At 65.2% G+C, this 14488-nt stretch carries 15 protein-coding genes; 4 read left to right on the forward strand and 11 right to left on the reverse strand.

Annotated features, from left to right (window positions below; genetic code table 11):
• Nucleotide 1: 1 nt before the first annotated feature.
• From SH602x_RS12050 to lpxA, 7 genes are all read right to left on the reverse strand, one after another.
• The gene (locus SH602x_RS12050; protein WP_479477018.1) at nucleotides 2-2158 is read right to left on the reverse strand and encodes an AI-2E family transporter; all 2157 of its coding nucleotides are present in this window, start codon (nucleotides 2156-2158) and stop codon (nucleotides 2-4) included.
• A gap of 168 nt (nucleotides 2159-2326) precedes the next feature.
• Entirely contained in the window at nucleotides 2327-2809 is a 483-nt protein-coding gene (locus SH602x_RS12055; RefSeq protein WP_479477019.1) for a phage holin family protein, read from the reverse strand.
• Complete coding sequence (locus SH602x_RS12060) at nucleotides 2806-3009, reverse strand: hypothetical protein (protein ID WP_479477020.1); 204 nt, start codon at nucleotides 3007-3009, stop codon at nucleotides 2806-2808. Before SH602x_RS12060 ends, SH602x_RS12055 begins: the two co-directional genes overlap by 4 nt.
• The gene (locus SH602x_RS12065) at nucleotides 3009-3473 is read right to left on the reverse strand and encodes a hypothetical protein (RefSeq protein ID WP_479477021.1); all 465 of its coding nucleotides are present in this window, start codon (nucleotides 3471-3473) and stop codon (nucleotides 3009-3011) included. Before SH602x_RS12065 ends, SH602x_RS12060 begins: the two co-directional genes overlap by 1 nt.
• A 138-nt stretch (nucleotides 3474-3611) precedes the next feature.
• Nucleotides 3612-3944, reverse strand: a complete 333-nt coding sequence (locus SH602x_RS12070) for a hypothetical protein (RefSeq protein ID WP_479477022.1) — start codon at nucleotides 3942-3944, stop codon at nucleotides 3612-3614.
• Nucleotides 3945-4048: 104 nt separating this feature from the next.
• Nucleotides 4049-4462, reverse strand: coding sequence for a CsbD family protein (locus SH602x_RS12075; protein ID WP_479477023.1), 414 nt, complete (start codon nucleotides 4460-4462; stop codon nucleotides 4049-4051).
• Between the two features lie 368 nt (nucleotides 4463-4830).
• Nucleotides 4831-5688 (reverse strand): acyl-ACP--UDP-N-acetylglucosamine O-acyltransferase, encoded by an 858-nt coding sequence (gene lpxA / locus SH602x_RS12080; RefSeq protein WP_479477024.1) that lies wholly within the window; start codon nucleotides 5686-5688, stop codon nucleotides 4831-4833.
• Between the two features lie 225 nt (nucleotides 5689-5913).
• Here lpxA and SH602x_RS12085 point away from each other — a divergent pair, with 225 nt between their 5' ends.
• Together SH602x_RS12085 and scpB are read left to right on the forward strand one after the other, a co-directional pair.
• Nucleotides 5914-6249, forward strand: a complete 336-nt coding sequence (locus SH602x_RS12085; RefSeq protein WP_479477025.1) for a tetratricopeptide repeat protein — start codon at nucleotides 5914-5916, stop codon at nucleotides 6247-6249.
• Between the two features lie 19 nt (nucleotides 6250-6268).
• The gene (gene scpB / locus SH602x_RS12090; RefSeq protein ID WP_479477026.1) at nucleotides 6269-7009 is read left to right on the forward strand and encodes an SMC-Scp complex subunit ScpB; all 741 of its coding nucleotides are present in this window, start codon (nucleotides 6269-6271) and stop codon (nucleotides 7007-7009) included.
• Between the two features lie 158 nt (nucleotides 7010-7167).
• On the opposite strand, the gene SH602x_RS12095 is transcribed toward scpB, so the two are convergent.
• Together SH602x_RS12095 and SH602x_RS12100 are read right to left on the reverse strand one after the other, a co-directional pair.
• A complete protein-coding gene (locus SH602x_RS12095; protein ID WP_479477027.1) occupies nucleotides 7168-7947 on the reverse strand; it encodes a hypothetical protein in 780 nt (259 codons plus the stop codon).
• A gap of 49 nt (nucleotides 7948-7996) precedes the next feature.
• Nucleotides 7997-8695: a PTS sugar transporter subunit IIA gene (locus SH602x_RS12100; RefSeq protein WP_479477028.1), complete on the reverse strand. Its 699-nt coding sequence runs from the start codon at nucleotides 8693-8695 to the stop codon at nucleotides 7997-7999.
• A 274-nt stretch (nucleotides 8696-8969) separates the two neighbouring features.
• Between SH602x_RS12100 and SH602x_RS12105 the strand changes: the two genes are divergently transcribed.
• The gene (locus SH602x_RS12105; protein ID WP_479477029.1) at nucleotides 8970-11069 is read left to right on the forward strand and encodes a hypothetical protein; all 2100 of its coding nucleotides are present in this window, start codon (nucleotides 8970-8972) and stop codon (nucleotides 11067-11069) included.
• Nucleotides 11070-11163: 94 nt separating this feature from the next.
• Here SH602x_RS12105 and SH602x_RS12110 read toward each other — a convergent pair whose 3' ends face one another.
• Nucleotides 11164-11595 (reverse strand): hypothetical protein, encoded by a 432-nt coding sequence (locus SH602x_RS12110; protein WP_479477030.1) that lies wholly within the window; start codon nucleotides 11593-11595, stop codon nucleotides 11164-11166.
• A 49-nt stretch (nucleotides 11596-11644) separates the two neighbouring features.
• Nucleotides 11645-13066, reverse strand: a complete 1422-nt coding sequence (locus tag SH602x_RS12115) for a trypsin-like peptidase domain-containing protein (RefSeq protein WP_479477031.1) — start codon at nucleotides 13064-13066, stop codon at nucleotides 11645-11647.
• 295 nt (nucleotides 13067-13361) lie between these two features.
• On the opposite strand from SH602x_RS12115, the gene SH602x_RS12120 reads away from it, so the two are divergent.
• Nucleotides 13362-14165 (forward strand): Nif3-like dinuclear metal center hexameric protein, encoded by an 804-nt coding sequence (locus tag SH602x_RS12120; RefSeq protein ID WP_479477032.1) that lies wholly within the window; start codon nucleotides 13362-13364, stop codon nucleotides 14163-14165.
• Nucleotides 14166-14488 lie beyond the last annotated feature (323 nt).

Genomic DNA, 14488 nt, shown 5'->3' on the forward strand with positions numbered 1-14488 from the left:
CTCACACACTCGCCCCTTCGCGGGACTCCGGCGTCGCTGACGTCGCTTCGGCGCGAGCGTTCTCGGCCTGCTTCTCAGCGGCCTGTCGTTCCGCCGCTTCGCGGTCGACGTGTGCCAGTCGACGGATGACCTGATCGAACTTCTCGACGGCCTCCGTCGCCTTGGAGAAGATGACGTCGGCGCCGTCGCGATCGAACAGTTTGCGCGTCGCGTCCGAGTTCGATTCCTGGAACAGACCAACCAGAATCGGCATCCCAGGCCGCCTGGCACGCAGACGGCGGCAGAGATAGCGCGCGGGCTTCATGCCGGCAGGCGGGACGACGGCGATGACGACCGCGTCGTAATTCTCGCGGTCGATTTCTTCGACCTTTTCGACCGTCAGCAGCTTGCTGGAACTCAACTCGACCTGGCTGCAGGGACTCTCTATCAGCGCCGCGAGCAACTCAGCCGCGACTTCGTCTGCGCGATCTTCCGCCGGGATGACGAGGATGCGGAAGACTGGACGATGCTCGCCCGGCTCGTTCTGCGTCTCGCAGGCGACGGCCCGCTGCTCGGGCGTCGGTTCGGCGGCCTGCGAGGTCGACTTCTTCTTCGAGGCGCTCCGCGTGCGGAGTTCTTCGACCAGGTCTTCCAGACCGTCGAAGACCGAACGCGACTGGGCTTCGTTGAGAACCTCCGCACGCTGATCCCGTTCCGCCGCGGAGAGAGCCGGGATCAACAGTCCGTCGTAGGCCTCGGCGAGGGTGCGATCGTCCAGATACTCGTTCGCGATGTCGACCGCCTCCTCGTAGTCGAAGCCGAGCAGTCGCTGGTAGACGCGCTCATGCGGCGGCATCGGTTCCTCTTCGCCCAGCAAGAGCGTGAGGAAGTTGAGGCAGGGGACGTGCGATCCCGCGACGACCAGGCAGACGGTGAGGGGCATCGCGATGAACAACCCGATCGGACCCCACAGCCACGTCCAGAAAACGGCGGCGACGATGATCCCGACGGAGGTGACCCCCATACTGGCGCCGTAGAGCCAGGGTTCGAGGACCGTGTTGCAGAAAAGTTCGCACAGGACGAACATCGCGATGACGCCGACCGGGACGATCCACCCGTCCTTGGTCGCCAGCGCGAGCAGGACCGGAAGCACCGCGGCCAGCCATCCGCCGACGTAGGGGAGAAATCGCAGCGCGCCGGCAAGCAGACCCAGCACGATCGCGCCCGGCAGACCGAACAGGAAGCATCCGATCCCGATCGCGACGCCGTAGCCTCCGTTGATGACGAGCGTCATCCGCAGGTACCGTCCGACGCGATAAGTCGCGTCGTTCACGGCCGCGGTGGTGGTGTGCAGGTTCGAGGAGCCCAGCAGCAGAATGATGCGGTCGCGGAGGTTCTCGCGACTGAGCAGGATGAAGATCGACAGGACGATCACGATGCCGGCCGTGCCGAGCGGTTCGACGATCGGCGTGAGCAGCGCGCGAGCCTGGTCGAACGGCGATTCGCGGACGCTCACGATTTGAACCGGCACGACCTCGGTTTCTTCCCCTCCGACGCCGGACTCGGAAACAAGAGGCACGTCCGACGAAGGTCGGTCGTCGATGACGGCGCTGCCTATTCCTGCTCCGGCGTCGCCTGCCGACCGCCTGTCCTCCCCCTGCCGATCGACCGTGATGGCGATATCGCCGTCAGCATCGGTCGCCACCCCGGCGCTCGCAGCGCCCTTCGGAGCGACCGTTTCCTGGCTGACCGCTTTCGTGAAGTCCTGATACGACTTCGACAGCGATCCCGCGCCTCCGCCGACGAAAGAGCGAACGCTGCGGACTCGCTCGATCACGCCTTCGCGATACGTCGGAAATTGAGTCGCGATATCGCTGAGCTGAAAGAACGCGATCGCCAGAAAGATCAGGATGATGCCGGCGGCGACGCAGTTGGCGAGTACGACGGAGAGCGCCCGCGGAACGTGCCGACGCTCGAACCAGTCGCAGATCGGCGCGAGGACGAAACTGAGAAACCCGGCGAGCGCGATCGGGACGAGAATGTCCCGCGCGAAGTAAGCCACGCCGATCGCGATCGTGAAAGCGACGAGCTGAAACAGTCGCCACTCCGGGCGCGCCGAAGCTCGTGCAAGAGCCTTCGCTCGGCCTTTGGAACGGATCGAGTCGGTCGGGGAGTCCATTCGCCTTTTCCGGAAAAGCCTGACGGATGACCGCCCGACGTACGTACCTCAGCCTTCGGCCCCGCCGCGAACGATCGTCCGGCTCGAACGGCTTCGAAGCCGGCATCCAGTCGTTTCCGTGCCGGTCGCTTTAGCCCCTGCACACCCGGCGCGTCAGCGTCCAGCGCTTCAGCGACCCGCACGCAGAGCGCTCTTCATCCACTCGATATTGCGAGTCAGTTCCTCGCGGGAGGTGCGGAACAGATTGAGCTTCCGCTTCAGGATCATCCAGCCCACGACGCCGACCGTCGCAGCCAGGAGGGCGCCGATTCCGAACGCGGCGAGGTAAGCCCAGGGGGCATAGCCGCCCTGCCACTCCGCCCACTCGATCAGTCCGTTCGCGATGAAGAATAATAGCAGGGGAAGCGACGCGACGACCGTCATGGCGGCGACGAAGAACAAGACGAGCGGTCCGATCAGACCCAGGACGGCCTGCCGAAGCTCGATCTTGAACAGGTCGAACTGCAACTCGCCCAGTTCGATCGTGTCATGGGCGAGGCTGCCGAGATCACGCGCGACGGCGCCGGGCGGAAACTGTCCTCGAACGTTCGAGGCGCCGTTCGGATGCACATTCGGATGGGGCGGGGCGCTGCTCCCGTTGCGGACGCTCATCGTTTGACCCACCATCCCAGGAGTAGGCCGATCGCAAGACCGGCGCCGACGGCGATCTGAGGATTGTCGCCGATCCAGCGCTGCGCTTCGGCGAGAGCGCCGGAGGCCGATCCGGCGTCGGCACGCAGGCGTGCCAGCTCTCGTGCCCGGCGAGCGTCGTCAGGAGCCATCAACTCTCGAGATTCAGCGACGGGCGCCATCACAGTCCTCCCCGAGAGCGGATATCGGCGAACGGATTCTTCGGATTGCCTGCTTCGTCCGACGTGATGCCCTGCAGCGTTTTGCCGAGTTGCTGTCCTGCGTACGCCATGGCGCTACGCAGGACGGCGCTCATGACGAACGTCAGGGCGGTCGTCACCATCGATGACTGACGTCGTCCGACGGGTTCCGCATTGATGTGCAGACGATCTTCCTTGGCGAGCTTCACGACCTGCTTGTCCGACGGCTGCACGTACTGCTTGTGCACCTTCGTCGGGACGAGGAAAAAGCCGATCCCTGCCGCGACGCCGACGCAGACCCAAGGGTAACGCCGAACGTAGGTCTTCCAGTCGGTCATCTCGCGGGTGGAGAGGACGACCTCGCGCACGTCGCGATGCATATCCGTTCGGAGGCTTTGCATGCGTCCGCGGATCCGCTCCAGGCGAGCGGCTTCGTCTTCGGCCATGAGGCTCTCGCGAAACAGGTCAGACGGTCGAACGGAAAACTCGATTGAGGCGCTTGGAACGCCCTGTCCCTAATCGACGCCGCGGCGACCTGATTGGATCGCCGCCGTGTCGTCCTCGCTGGACTGGCCTGAGCCAGTCTAGTTGCGGCGGAGAACGTGCATCACGCTGTCGACCGCATGCTTGGCGGCTTGCTGCGCGATATTCGCCACGTCGTGCGAAACGTGAGAGGCCTGGCCCATGGCGTTCGAAGCGCGGCCCATCGCCTCCCGGCGATAGCGGCGCGGCCAGGGCTCGGGCGGCTGCTCCTGTTCCATCGAGACCAGGATCGTGGCGAGAAGTCCGAGCCCGACGCCCAGACCGAAGACGGTCAGCGCGGCGGGGAGCGGATTTCGCTCGATCGTATGGACCAGTTCGTCAGCCGACTGCTGTACCGCAGGGGGCATCGACATTCGGTTCGTGGATTCGACCATGACAGCGACTCCTTCATGAAAGCTGAGTCAGAACGGCACAGCGATGGGTCGCATCGCACGCCGACGAATGTTTCGAAGACGGCTCCGGTCGCCGTCCGCGGCGATCAGCGGCGAATCATCAGGCCGACGACGACGCCGGTCAGAATGCCGACGCCGAAGCAGGTCAGCATCGATTCCATCGGACGCTGACGGACGAGTTCCTCGGTGTTCTCGTAGCCCTGGCGGGCCGCATCCATCGCGTACTGCGCCTGCTCGCCGGACGTTTCCGAGGCCTGCTGGGCGTACGTGCGGACGTTTTCCATGACCTGCGCGAGCGTGCCCGCGGAGATGCCGGCGGTCTCCTCCATGAACTTCATGATGGCTTCGCGGCCTTCGCCCGTCTTGCGCTGGATCAGACCGACGAGCCGGTCGACGTCGCCCTTCGCCATGCGGAGGTCGTCGTCGGTGATCTGACCCCACTTCTTCTGGACGCCGCCCTTGATCTCGTTCCAATGCCCTTGGAGAGTCTGTTCGTTCATGTGACTTGTGTCCTCGCTGACGGAAGCCTGCCCTCCCGGCTCTCCCGGGGGCGTGACTGCCGCCGACTATAATCAAACGGCGTGCCAATAACGCCAGGATCGCGACGCAACGGCCTCGGTTCCGCGAATATGCGGCGAAAGACGGGGTCGATGCCTGTCGCGACGGTCGAGCGCCCGGCCGCGGCGCCCGCTGATTCTTCCCTCGGTTCCACCAATAGGGGGCGAAGATCGGTCGCGCAGCGATCAGTTCCCTCGCGCGACGATCGCGCCGCGATGCCGGGCCGGTTCGGCGGCGGGAGGACGAAAACGAAAAAAGGGACAGGCGCGAACGCCTGTCCCTTCAGAATGTTTCTTCCGCGATTCGTGGATCAGCCGACGCGGCGGATGCCCGATTCGCCTTCGTCGAGCGAATCGTTCGCATGCAGTGGGAGGGTCGCCGATCGGGGGATCCGGCGCTCCTGCACGAATCCGCGCTTCCCTTCGACCAGGAACGCGTGGAATGCCGCCGCCGGTCCGGAGGAGAACTGCAGCCGCAGCGCCGAAAGAACGTCCGCCCACTTCAGGCCCGAGCGATAGATCACCCGGTAAGCCTGCTTGAGCTGGGCGATTTCGTCCTCGCGGAAGCCGTTCCGCTTCAGGCCGATCGAGTTCAATCCCACTACCAGGGTCGATTGACCGTCGAGCAGCACGTAGGGGGGTACGTCCTTGGTGAGATGGGCTTGTCCGCCCACCATCGCGTACGACCCGATGCGGCAGAACTGATGCACCGCGACGGCGCCCGACAGGTAGGCCTTGCTGCCGACGGTGACGTGACCGGCCAGCAGGGCGTTGTTCGCCATGATGCACTGATCGCCGATCCGGCAGTCGTGCGCGATGTGCACGCCGATCATCAGCATGTTGCCGGAACCGATCACCGTATCGCTGCCCGGGTGGAGGCCGCGGTGGATGGTGACGTATTCCCGGATGACGTTGCCTTCGCCGACGATCGTCAGACCCAGCTCTTCGGGGCAGCGGGCGTGCTGAGGCTTGCCGCCGACGACCGCGCCGTCATGCAGATGATTGCGATTGCCGAGGCGCGTGCCGGAGCAGACGGTGACCCTCGCCTCGAGTCGACAACCGTCGCCGATCGTGACGTCGTCTTCGATGATGCAGAAGGGGCCGATCGACACGTCCTGTCCGATGACGGCCTGCGGACTGACGATCGCGGTCGGATGAATGCGGCTCACAGGACGACTTCCCTGTCGACACGGGCGAGAGACGGCTGTTTCGGACTGTAGCGAAAGGTCCCAGACGCCGCGACGGCAGTTTTTCGAGAGCGGAATGAACGTCAGGCGACGCGTCGTTGCGGGACGCATGGCCCTATCGTCGATGGCTGGACGTTCCCGTATGCTGAACGTCTGATCGATGCTGCCTCTCATCGTCCGCCATTGCCCGCCGCTGGAGTTTTCCCCATGTCCGACGCGATCGAACTTTGCAATGAAGGCGAACGCCTCAAAGACGCAGGAAAACTGGAAGAAGCGGTCAAGTCCTACGAACAGGCGCTGACCGTGGACGAACGGTGCGTGCTGGCGCACCTGGCGCTGGCGGTTCTATGCGGGCGGCTCAAGAACCACGAAGCCGCGGTCGAACATGCCCAGAAGGCGTGCGAACTGGAGCCTTCCGATCCGTTCAACTACACCGCGATGAGCCTGACGATGCAGCGGGCCTTCGCCGGGACGGGCGATCGCAAGTACATCCAGATGGCCGAAGACGCCATGGCCCGCTCGCATCAGTTGCAGGGTCAGTAATCCGCCGATTCTGTCTCCGATGAATTTCGCCGACGACCGCGACTCGCTGTTCGACGCCGCGCCCGACGACGGCGGGTTGTCGCTGGAAGATCTGTCGCAGGCGTTCGCGGATCTGCTCCGCCAGGGCGACGATCCCTACGAAGATGCGGCGGAGGAAGATGTTTCCGACGTCGACCCGGCGGTCGCGGCAAGCGAGGGGGGCGAGGAAGACGACGAAATTCCGCCCGCGGAAGATACGTCCGTCGTTACGCCCAAGAGCATCCTCGAGGCGATGCTCTTCGTCGGTCATCCGGAGAATCGGGCGCTTTCTGCCGAACGGACGGCGGCGTCGATGCGCGGCGTGCGCCCGGACGAGATCGACGCCTGGGTTGCGGAGCTGAACGAAGAGTACGAGAAGCTGAATTGCCCCTACGCGATCGTCGCGTCGGCGGAGGGCTACCGCATGGTCCTCCGTCCCGATCTGGGCGATCTGCGGGAGCGCTTCCACGGGCGGCTGAAGGAAGTTCGCCTGTCGCAGGCGGCGGTCGATATCCTCGCCATCGTCGCTTACCGGCAGCCCATCGATCGCGAGTCGATCGACCGACTGCGCAGCAAGCCGAGCGGCGCCCTGCTGAATCAACTCGTCCGGCGGAATCTGCTGGCGCTCGATCGGGGCGCCGGGGCGAAGCCCGTCTACCGCACGGCGGACCGCTTTCTCGATTTGTTCGGGCTGGAGAGCCTGAGCGACCTGCCGCAGAGCGTCGACTTCGATCGCGAATAGCGGTCGGCCCAGCTTTGTTCGTCAGGCTCGACGGCTCTGTGTGCCATGCCGACCCTGCCGGTCTGTGTGCCATGGCTGGCTTGTCCAGCCGTGCGTGCGACGTTCTCTCCATTCGGCACGGCTGGACAAGCCAGCCATGGCAAACAAGAGAGGGAGCGTCACGCCGCCCGATCGAGGGGCGGGGCGCTCTCCTGGATGGCGGCGAAGCCGGCCGCCGCGAGTCGAAGATCCTCCACGTCGAACGGCCAGATCAGCGTCGCGTCCGCCTTCATAGGGAAACGCTTCGCTGCGGCGGGCGTCGCGTAGACCGCGATCCAGCGGGCATGCGAGGTCGCGCTCCGCACCTGACCCAGATGGACCCGTTCCTCCCGATTCAGGTCGGCGGTGATCCACGCGACCACTACGTCGGGCGAGAACGGCAGCCCGAACGTGCGGGGCGTAATCAGGGTCGCCTCGTTCGCGACGTTCGACGAATCGGAAGCGAAGACCCGCGGGTCGATGCCGCTGCGCTCCCCTGAAGGCTCCCAGATCAGAACGCGCAGCGGGGGCGACGCGATCGGCGTCGACGAGTGCCTGCTCGCCAGCCGATCGAGCCAGCGGCGAACCGCGAAGGGGCCGACGCTCGTCAGAAAGCCTTGACGGTGCAGGACGTCGAAGGGCGCCCTGGCCGCGACCGCCGCGAAGGGACCGAGCGCGACTCGCCAGCGCGACGCGTCGAGCGCTTCGTTTAATCGCGCCAGCCAGCCGGCCGTCTGCGGTTCGAAGTGGTGAACCCCCAGCACGACGCCGTCAGCGGACTGCAGTTCGCCTGCGACCGATACGACGGGCGCGTCGAGCGATCGGGGAATCAATTCGCTCACGCGCGGATCGCGGGCGATCGCCTCCGCCGTCTGGCGGAAGGTCGGCGTTTCTCGGTCGCCGAGCCAGACGATGCGCATGGTTCAGCCGGAAACGGTGAGAGCGGGAGAGATCGATCGTTCGGCGCGGTCAGACTTCGCCGTCGTCGAACTCGCGAAGGAGGTCCGTAAGTTCCGCGTAGCTCGACGCCTCTCGCAGTCGGGTCAGCCGAGCGGCGTCCGCGACCAGGCGGCTCAAGCGAGCGAGGATCTTCAGGTGAGCCGCGTCGTCGAGGGCGAGAATCAGGAAGAAGCAATCCGTGAGGACGCCTCGCGGACCTCCGAACGGGATCCCCTGCGGCGTCCGTCCGAACGCCAGATATGTGTCGCCGAGGATATGCGGCATCGGCCGGCGAGGGTGAAGAAATGCCACGCCGACGTCAAGAGCGGTCGAATGCAACGTCTCCCGTTCGAGCAGGGCCGCGGTCATCACGTCGGGATCCCACAGCCACCCTGTCTGTGCGGCCAGCTTCGCCATCGCGTCGACGACGCTGCGTCGGGTGCGCGCGTCGAGCGGAATCGCGGTCGCAGCCTCGGGAAGCAGCGCGGCGAGCTTCAGTTCCTCGGCCGCCGGGTGTCGACGCTCCAGCACGGCCTCGACGTCGGCGAGGTTTTCAGCGCCGGAGACTCCCAGCCGCTCTTCCAGCCATTCGTGGATCTGATCGTCGGTGAAGCGCCACTCGCCTGACACCTTCCGGCCCGGAAGCTTCCCCCGTTCCGCCAGTCGCAGCGTTTGTGCGGGAGTCAGATGCAGATAGACCGCGACCTGCTCCAGGGTGAACGTTTCCATAAAAATCGTCCTGCGACAGACGCCCTCAAGGTGCGGGAGAAGCGGGAAGTATGGCCGCTTCTCGGGCCGGGGAAGAGCGGTCGAGAATCGGAATATCCTGAACGAGTTCGCAGGAATATCCCTCGGTCGCTGAAGAATAGGGAATTTGAAGCGATCGTAAGGCTTGGCGAGGCCGCGGTTTCACTATGATCTTGGGAGCGCCCAGCCTTCGCGGTCCACGCCAGCGGCGGCTGATCCTCTTCACACCCTGCGACGACTTCAGGAGTATCCCCCCATGCAAGGTTCGCGACGACGGGCAGTTCGGGGAGTCGTAATTCTTGCGGCTGCTCTCTTTTCGGCCCTCGGCACGGCCAACGCTGTCCGCGCGGACGAGCGGCTCTCCGGCGAACTCGCTTCGCTGGGCGCCTGGCTCGACGGAAGTCCGAACGGCGCCGGCTGGAAGGAGTACCTCGGCTACGACACGCTCGTCGAGGCGGCGAAACAACCTGAGGCGGATCCCGCGATCTTCCAGGATGCGGTAGCTCGCCTTCAGGCATCGGTCCCCGGGCTGGAGAACCGGCGCTTCGTCGCGCTCCGGGAGGCTCTCGACCGCAAGCTCGGCGTGCAGGGACCTTCTCCCGCAGCCGCGCAGACCGCGGGGCTGGTCGATGAAATCCAGGCTGCGAAGGAGAACTTCGTTCCGATTCCCCCCACCGCGATCGAACAGGATCGGCAGCGATTGCTTGCGGCCCTGAGTCGGCTGGAATCGCAGCTTTCCCGAACCTCGGCTGACAAGCGTCAGGGATGGGAAAACTTTCTGAACCTGAAAGAGTTCGCCGAGACGCTCCGCTCGCCCGAGCCGGATCTGACGACGCTTCAGGGGACCGACGCGAAGCTCTACGGACCGCAGGCAGGGCTGGAGTGGGATTCGCTCCTCGAACTTCGCGCGTCGCTACGAGAGTACGGCAGCCGGCTCTACTTCACCCGTCTGAACGAAGGCGAGCTGCAGAAGCAGTACGGTCAGCAACTCGATCGCCTGGCCGAAACGTTGCAGACCTTCGACGGCGACGCCGACGATCAGGCCCTGTCGGAGATCGGACAAATCGTCGGCTGGCTCGAGAGCGCCCAGCAGGCGCCGGGCATCGCTCAGCGAGTCCGCCAGCGGTTCGGTCGACCCAACATCTATATTCGCTCGAACGAGGCGGCGGCTTCGCGACTGGGCGGTCAGCCCGTTTACGACGTTCGCCCCGTGCATGAAGTGATCCTCGGCACCGATATCCACGGCACGGCGACGACCGTCGGATACGCCAGCCTGGACCTGAAGCCGAACCTGAACGGCGCGACGATCTGCGTCGTGGTCGACGCGAACACGACCTCGAACAACGTCGGCACGAACCGCGGCGTCGTGATCTGCTCGATCGGGCATTCGGACGTGTACGCGACGCAGCCCCTGTACTTCAGCGACGGCTACTTCACGACCGGCTCTCCGTCGGCTCACGCGCCGACGGTTTCGACCATCACCGGCGTGCAGGCTAAAGGGCCGCTGATCGAAGCGATCGCTCGCCGTCGGATCGCCCAGCAGAAGGGCGAGGCGGACGCGATCGCCTCCCAGCGGGCGGCGCTCCGTGCGCGGCAGCAGATCCAGGAACGCGTCGGCAGCGCCGCGGCCGAGGCGAACGGTCGCTACGGAGCGGAATTCGTCGCGCCGCTCGAACGGGGCGGACTGTTCCCGCAGGCGATCTCGGTCCAGACGACGGAGCACGAGCTCTTCGGAAACGCGGTCGTCGCCGGTCCGACGCAACTCGGCGTGGAAGCGACTCCGCCCGTCATTCCGGTCGACGGCGATCTACAGGTGACCGTTCACGAGTCGGCGATCGGCAACGTCGCCGAACTCCTGCTCGGCGGCAAAACGATCACGAGCGACCAGATGCGGGAGCAGCTCAAGGGCCTGCCCGCAGGCGTGGCGCTCGATACCGAAGGCCTCGACGAAGAGCCCTGGTCGGTCACGCTTCCCCGCACGCGGCCCATCGCCGTCGAGTTCGCGGACGGACGCGTCACGGTCGTCCTTCGCGGTCGCCGATTCACTCGCGGCGATCAGGAAATCCGTCGATCGATCGACGCCCGGGCGACCTACGAACCGGTCAGCGGTCCGAACGGCGTCGTGCTCCGTCGCGTGGGCGAAGTCGAGATCGTCTTCCCCGGCGCCCAGAACCTCAGCACGTCCGATATCGCTTTCAGGGTCTTCCTGCAGAAGCGTCTGGAACGGGCCTTCCCCGCCGAAGTCGGCGCCGACGGCCTGGCGGTGCCGGGCGAGTCGCGACTCGCCGGTCGCGGACGAATCGAGCAGTTCGTCCCGCAGGACGGATGGCTCGCGCTCGGCCTCTCGGTCCGCTGAGCAGGTTCGCTGAATCGCTTCCCTGAAATCGCGAAAGGCTCTCGATCGAATCTGATCGAGAGCCTTTTTTCATGCGCCGGCGCCACGTCCGACCCTACCGCGGCAGCGTCTGCGGCGTCGTCGTGCTGGGAGGAAGCTTGACCAGGATGATCTTTTCCCGCTTGGCCAGTTCCAGCACGGCCATCTTGAAGTACGGGAAGGGATAGGGCTGCTTCACCCGGGCGTAGAGCATGGCCGAGTTCGGGATCTGCACGGGCAGGACCTTCAGCTTGACCTGCAGCACGACGTAGTCGATGAACGCCATCTCTTCGGGCAGTCGCGGACGAATGTAGAGAACGAGCTGTTCCTTGAGGTACTCGTTCGGATCGCCGATCTGGCCGGGAACGCCTGCCTCGGTCGAGAGCGGCGGCGTGACGAGCTGCGCCTGAGCGCGGCTGACGACGTGGGGGAATGCCTGCGCAGCGGCGCCGACGAGTACCAGCGTCGCCAGCGTCAAGGCGGGACGAGTCATGCGAATCGCGATCATGGCGATGCTCCTACAGGCGTACCGGGACGTGCTGCGAGGGGAGTCCGACTCAGCGCTGCGGCCCGCTCGGGGCCGATCCGCCCAGACGCTGGCCGTTCTGCTGCTGGAGCGCCTGAATCAGATCGGGCGCGGGATTTTGGATGGTGAACGTACGCCCCGGATCGTTCGGACGGTTCCGGTCGCGGAGGATGACCGTCGCTTCGAGATTCGGTTGAGCGGGCTGTTCGATCGGCTGCTGATACCCGAGAGACTGGAGCGGGTTGCCGTCGCCCTGGTCATAACCGACCCCTCGAACGCCTGGCGATTGTCCCGGCACGTTGTTGATCAGCGGCTGAATCACGGGGCCCGCGAGCGCCTGGTTCTTGTAGAGTCCTTCCTGGCCGATCTGGGCGAGTTGCCAGTGGATCAGCGGCAGCGCCGCGTAGATCCCTTCGTCGTCCTGTGCATCCATGGCGTTGCAGATGCCGATCAGGCGACCTTCGGCATCGAACAGGCCGCCGCCGCTGCGACCGAGGGTGGGGGCTCCGCTCGCCTGGATGTTCGGCGGACCGACGTAACGATCGATCGAATTCACCTTGCTCTGCATCACCCGGGCGTCGCCCCCCTGGTCGCAACCGACGGAGAAGACGGCCTGCCCCACGGTCGAACGGTACTGATCGGGAGCGACGGGAACCGGCGTCACGTCGAACGGCAGCATGACGTAGATCGCACCGACGTCAGCGTCGTCGGCGACGAACTGCAGCAGCTTGCCCGGGACGGGGCGGTTGTCCTGCCGCGTCGGAAAGTCGACGGTCAGCGCGGCCTTGCCGTTCGAGTCGCGGAACAGATGACCGCACGTCAGGATCAGCGCCTCGGCTCCGTTGCCGGAGCGGTGCACGTCGACGATGACCCCCGTGCCGTAGGAGACGCTTCCGTCGTCCTCGATCTTGATCCGGACGGTGGCGCCGAGAGCCCGGGCGATCGGATCATTCACGTCGCGACCTTGACCCGCCGACATGCGATCGCCCATCGCGTTCGGATCAGGGAGCGGCGCGGCCGGAAAGCCGGGAAGCTGACGCGGAACGGCGGGCGGCGAATTCTGAGCCATCGATGGCGCCGGGACATCGCCCAGAGCGCCGGGTTCGGGACGCCCGAATTGCGGCGACGAAGCAGGCCCGGCACCCATCTTCGCGGAGCCGGCGAAGGCGACCATCGCTTCGTAGGACTTCGACCCCACCAGGCGGTCGACTTCCTGGCCGTTCTCCATCAGGAGGAACGTCGGGTAGCCGTTGACGCCGAGCTGACGAACGGTCGCAAGGTCCTGATCGCCGTGGACCGTCTGGATCCGATAGCCTTGCTGGGCCATCCGAGCCAGAATCGGCTTCATGACGTCGCAGTGCGGACAATGCGTCGAGGTGACGAAGACCAGCGTCGGGTCCTGGGGCGCTCCCAGCAGCGAAAGACAGAGCGCAATCGTGGAGACGGTCTGCACCGCGAACCCTCCCTGGTAGTTCTTCGCGAGACTCGACCGAAGCGGCGAGCCCCTCGGAATTCGATCCCTGAATTCCGCGTCCGCGTTCAGAACGTCGCCTCCTGCGACATTCCTTCGAACGGACGACCCTCATCTTCACAGGGCTGCGGATTCCGGGGCAAGATCAATTCAAGATTCTTCCCGGCACGGTCGACCGCATGAGGACCCTGCCTCGCTTGTGCCTGACTTTCGAGCGGGGAGAATAACGACTCCTGGCGTCGCTTACGTCGTCGAACCTCTCCTCTGAGCCATCCGCATGAAGATCGCCGAACTTTGCGATTACCTGGGCCAGGTCGCCCCTCTCGGACTCGCCGCGGAGTGGGACAACGTCGGGCTCCTCCTGGGGCGTCGAGATCGCGAGGCGACCAAGGCGCTTTGTTGCCTGACGCTCACGGCGGAGGTCGTGAAGGAAGCGATCGACGGTCAGGCGCAGATCGTGATCACGCACCACCCCTTTCCGTTTCGACCCTTCAAAAGGATTGCGGACGACGATGCGGAGGGGCGGATGCTGCTCGACCTGCTGGAGCACGAAATCGCCGTCTACAGCGCTCACACGGCCTACGACGGGACGTTCCAGGGGATCAATCAGCAGATCGCGCGGATGCTGCGGCTGGAGGCTATCGCTCCGCTCGAAGATAGCGCGGGATTCTCGACGTCGTACGAAGGCTCGGCAGGTGTCGGGAGAATGGGAAGCTGCATCCCGGCAGCCACCCTGGAGGACATGCTTTCGCACTTTCGCGAAAAGTTTCCGCAGGGAACGCTGCGGTTCTGCGGCAACCTGGAAACCACCCACCACAAGGTCGGCATCGCCTGCGGCAGCGGAGGCGACCTGCTGGCGCTCGCGGCGGCTCGCGAATGCAGCCTGTTCGTGACAGGGGAAATGACCTTTCACAACGTACTGAAAGCCCGGGCGATGGGGATCGAAACCATCCTGCTGGGGCATTACGAAAGCGAACGGTTCGGCGTCGAAGCGCTTGCCCGGCAGATCTCCGCCGAGTTGCGGGACGTGAAAGCCTGGGCCAGCCGGACCGAATCGAACCCGCTGATGCTTTACGCGTAGAGGACTCGGCTTACGCATAAGCGACGCAGGCCGGACAGGCGATGCAGCCGCTGCGGACGCTGATCGGTTCGCGAAGGAGCTGACGCGAGAATCCTCGATTTTCCCTGCCGCTGCGGCTATCGTCGAGAACCTGCCGATCGGCGCGTCGTTCGCACGTTTCGCCATGTCGAGGCGACATGGCGAGGTGAAGAGGCGCGACGTCGCTCCGGTTCATCCCGTAACCTCGCGTCCGCCATCGACATCGAAGGTCCGCCAAGGGCGGCGCCGGATGATACGGGTCGTCCTCCGGCGATGGCGTCCAGAAACGCGCAAATTTCGAAGCT

This window comes from Lignipirellula cremea, from assembly GCF_056501455.1.

Coding starts and splice junctions, on each gene's coding strand:
- SH602x_RS12085 (WP_479477025.1), top strand. CDS start 5,914: ATGTCCGACGCGATCGAACTTTGCAATGAAGGCGAACGCCTCAAAGAC.
- SH602x_RS12105 (WP_479477029.1), top strand. CDS start 8,970: ATGCAAGGTTCGCGACGACGGGCAGTTCGGGGAGTCGTAATTCTTGCG.
- SH602x_RS12055 (WP_479477019.1), bottom strand. CDS start 2,809: ATGAGCGTCCGCAACGGGAGCAGCGCCCCGCCCCATCCGAATGTGCAT.
- SH602x_RS12100 (WP_479477028.1), bottom strand. CDS start 8,695: ATGGAAACGTTCACCCTGGAGCAGGTCGCGGTCTATCTGCATCTGACT.
- SH602x_RS12065 (WP_479477021.1), bottom strand. CDS start 3,473: ATGGCCGAAGACGAAGCCGCTCGCCTGGAGCGGATCCGCGGACGCATG.
- SH602x_RS12060 (WP_479477020.1), bottom strand. CDS start 3,009: ATGGCGCCCGTCGCTGAATCTCGAGAGTTGATGGCTCCTGACGACGCT.
- scpB (WP_479477026.1), top strand. CDS start 6,269: ATGAATTTCGCCGACGACCGCGACTCGCTGTTCGACGCCGCGCCCGAC.
- SH602x_RS12120 (WP_479477032.1), top strand. CDS start 13,362: ATGAAGATCGCCGAACTTTGCGATTACCTGGGCCAGGTCGCCCCTCTC.
- SH602x_RS12110 (WP_479477030.1), bottom strand. CDS start 11,595: ATGATCGCGATTCGCATGACTCGTCCCGCCTTGACGCTGGCGACGCTG.
- SH602x_RS12050 (WP_479477018.1), bottom strand. CDS start 2,158: ATGGACTCCCCGACCGACTCGATCCGTTCCAAAGGCCGAGCGAAGGCT.
- SH602x_RS12070 (WP_479477022.1), bottom strand. CDS start 3,944: ATGGTCGAATCCACGAACCGAATGTCGATGCCCCCTGCGGTACAGCAG.
- SH602x_RS12095 (WP_479477027.1), bottom strand. CDS start 7,947: ATGCGCATCGTCTGGCTCGGCGACCGAGAAACGCCGACCTTCCGCCAG.
- SH602x_RS12075 (WP_479477023.1), bottom strand. CDS start 4,462: ATGAACGAACAGACTCTCCAAGGGCATTGGAACGAGATCAAGGGCGGC.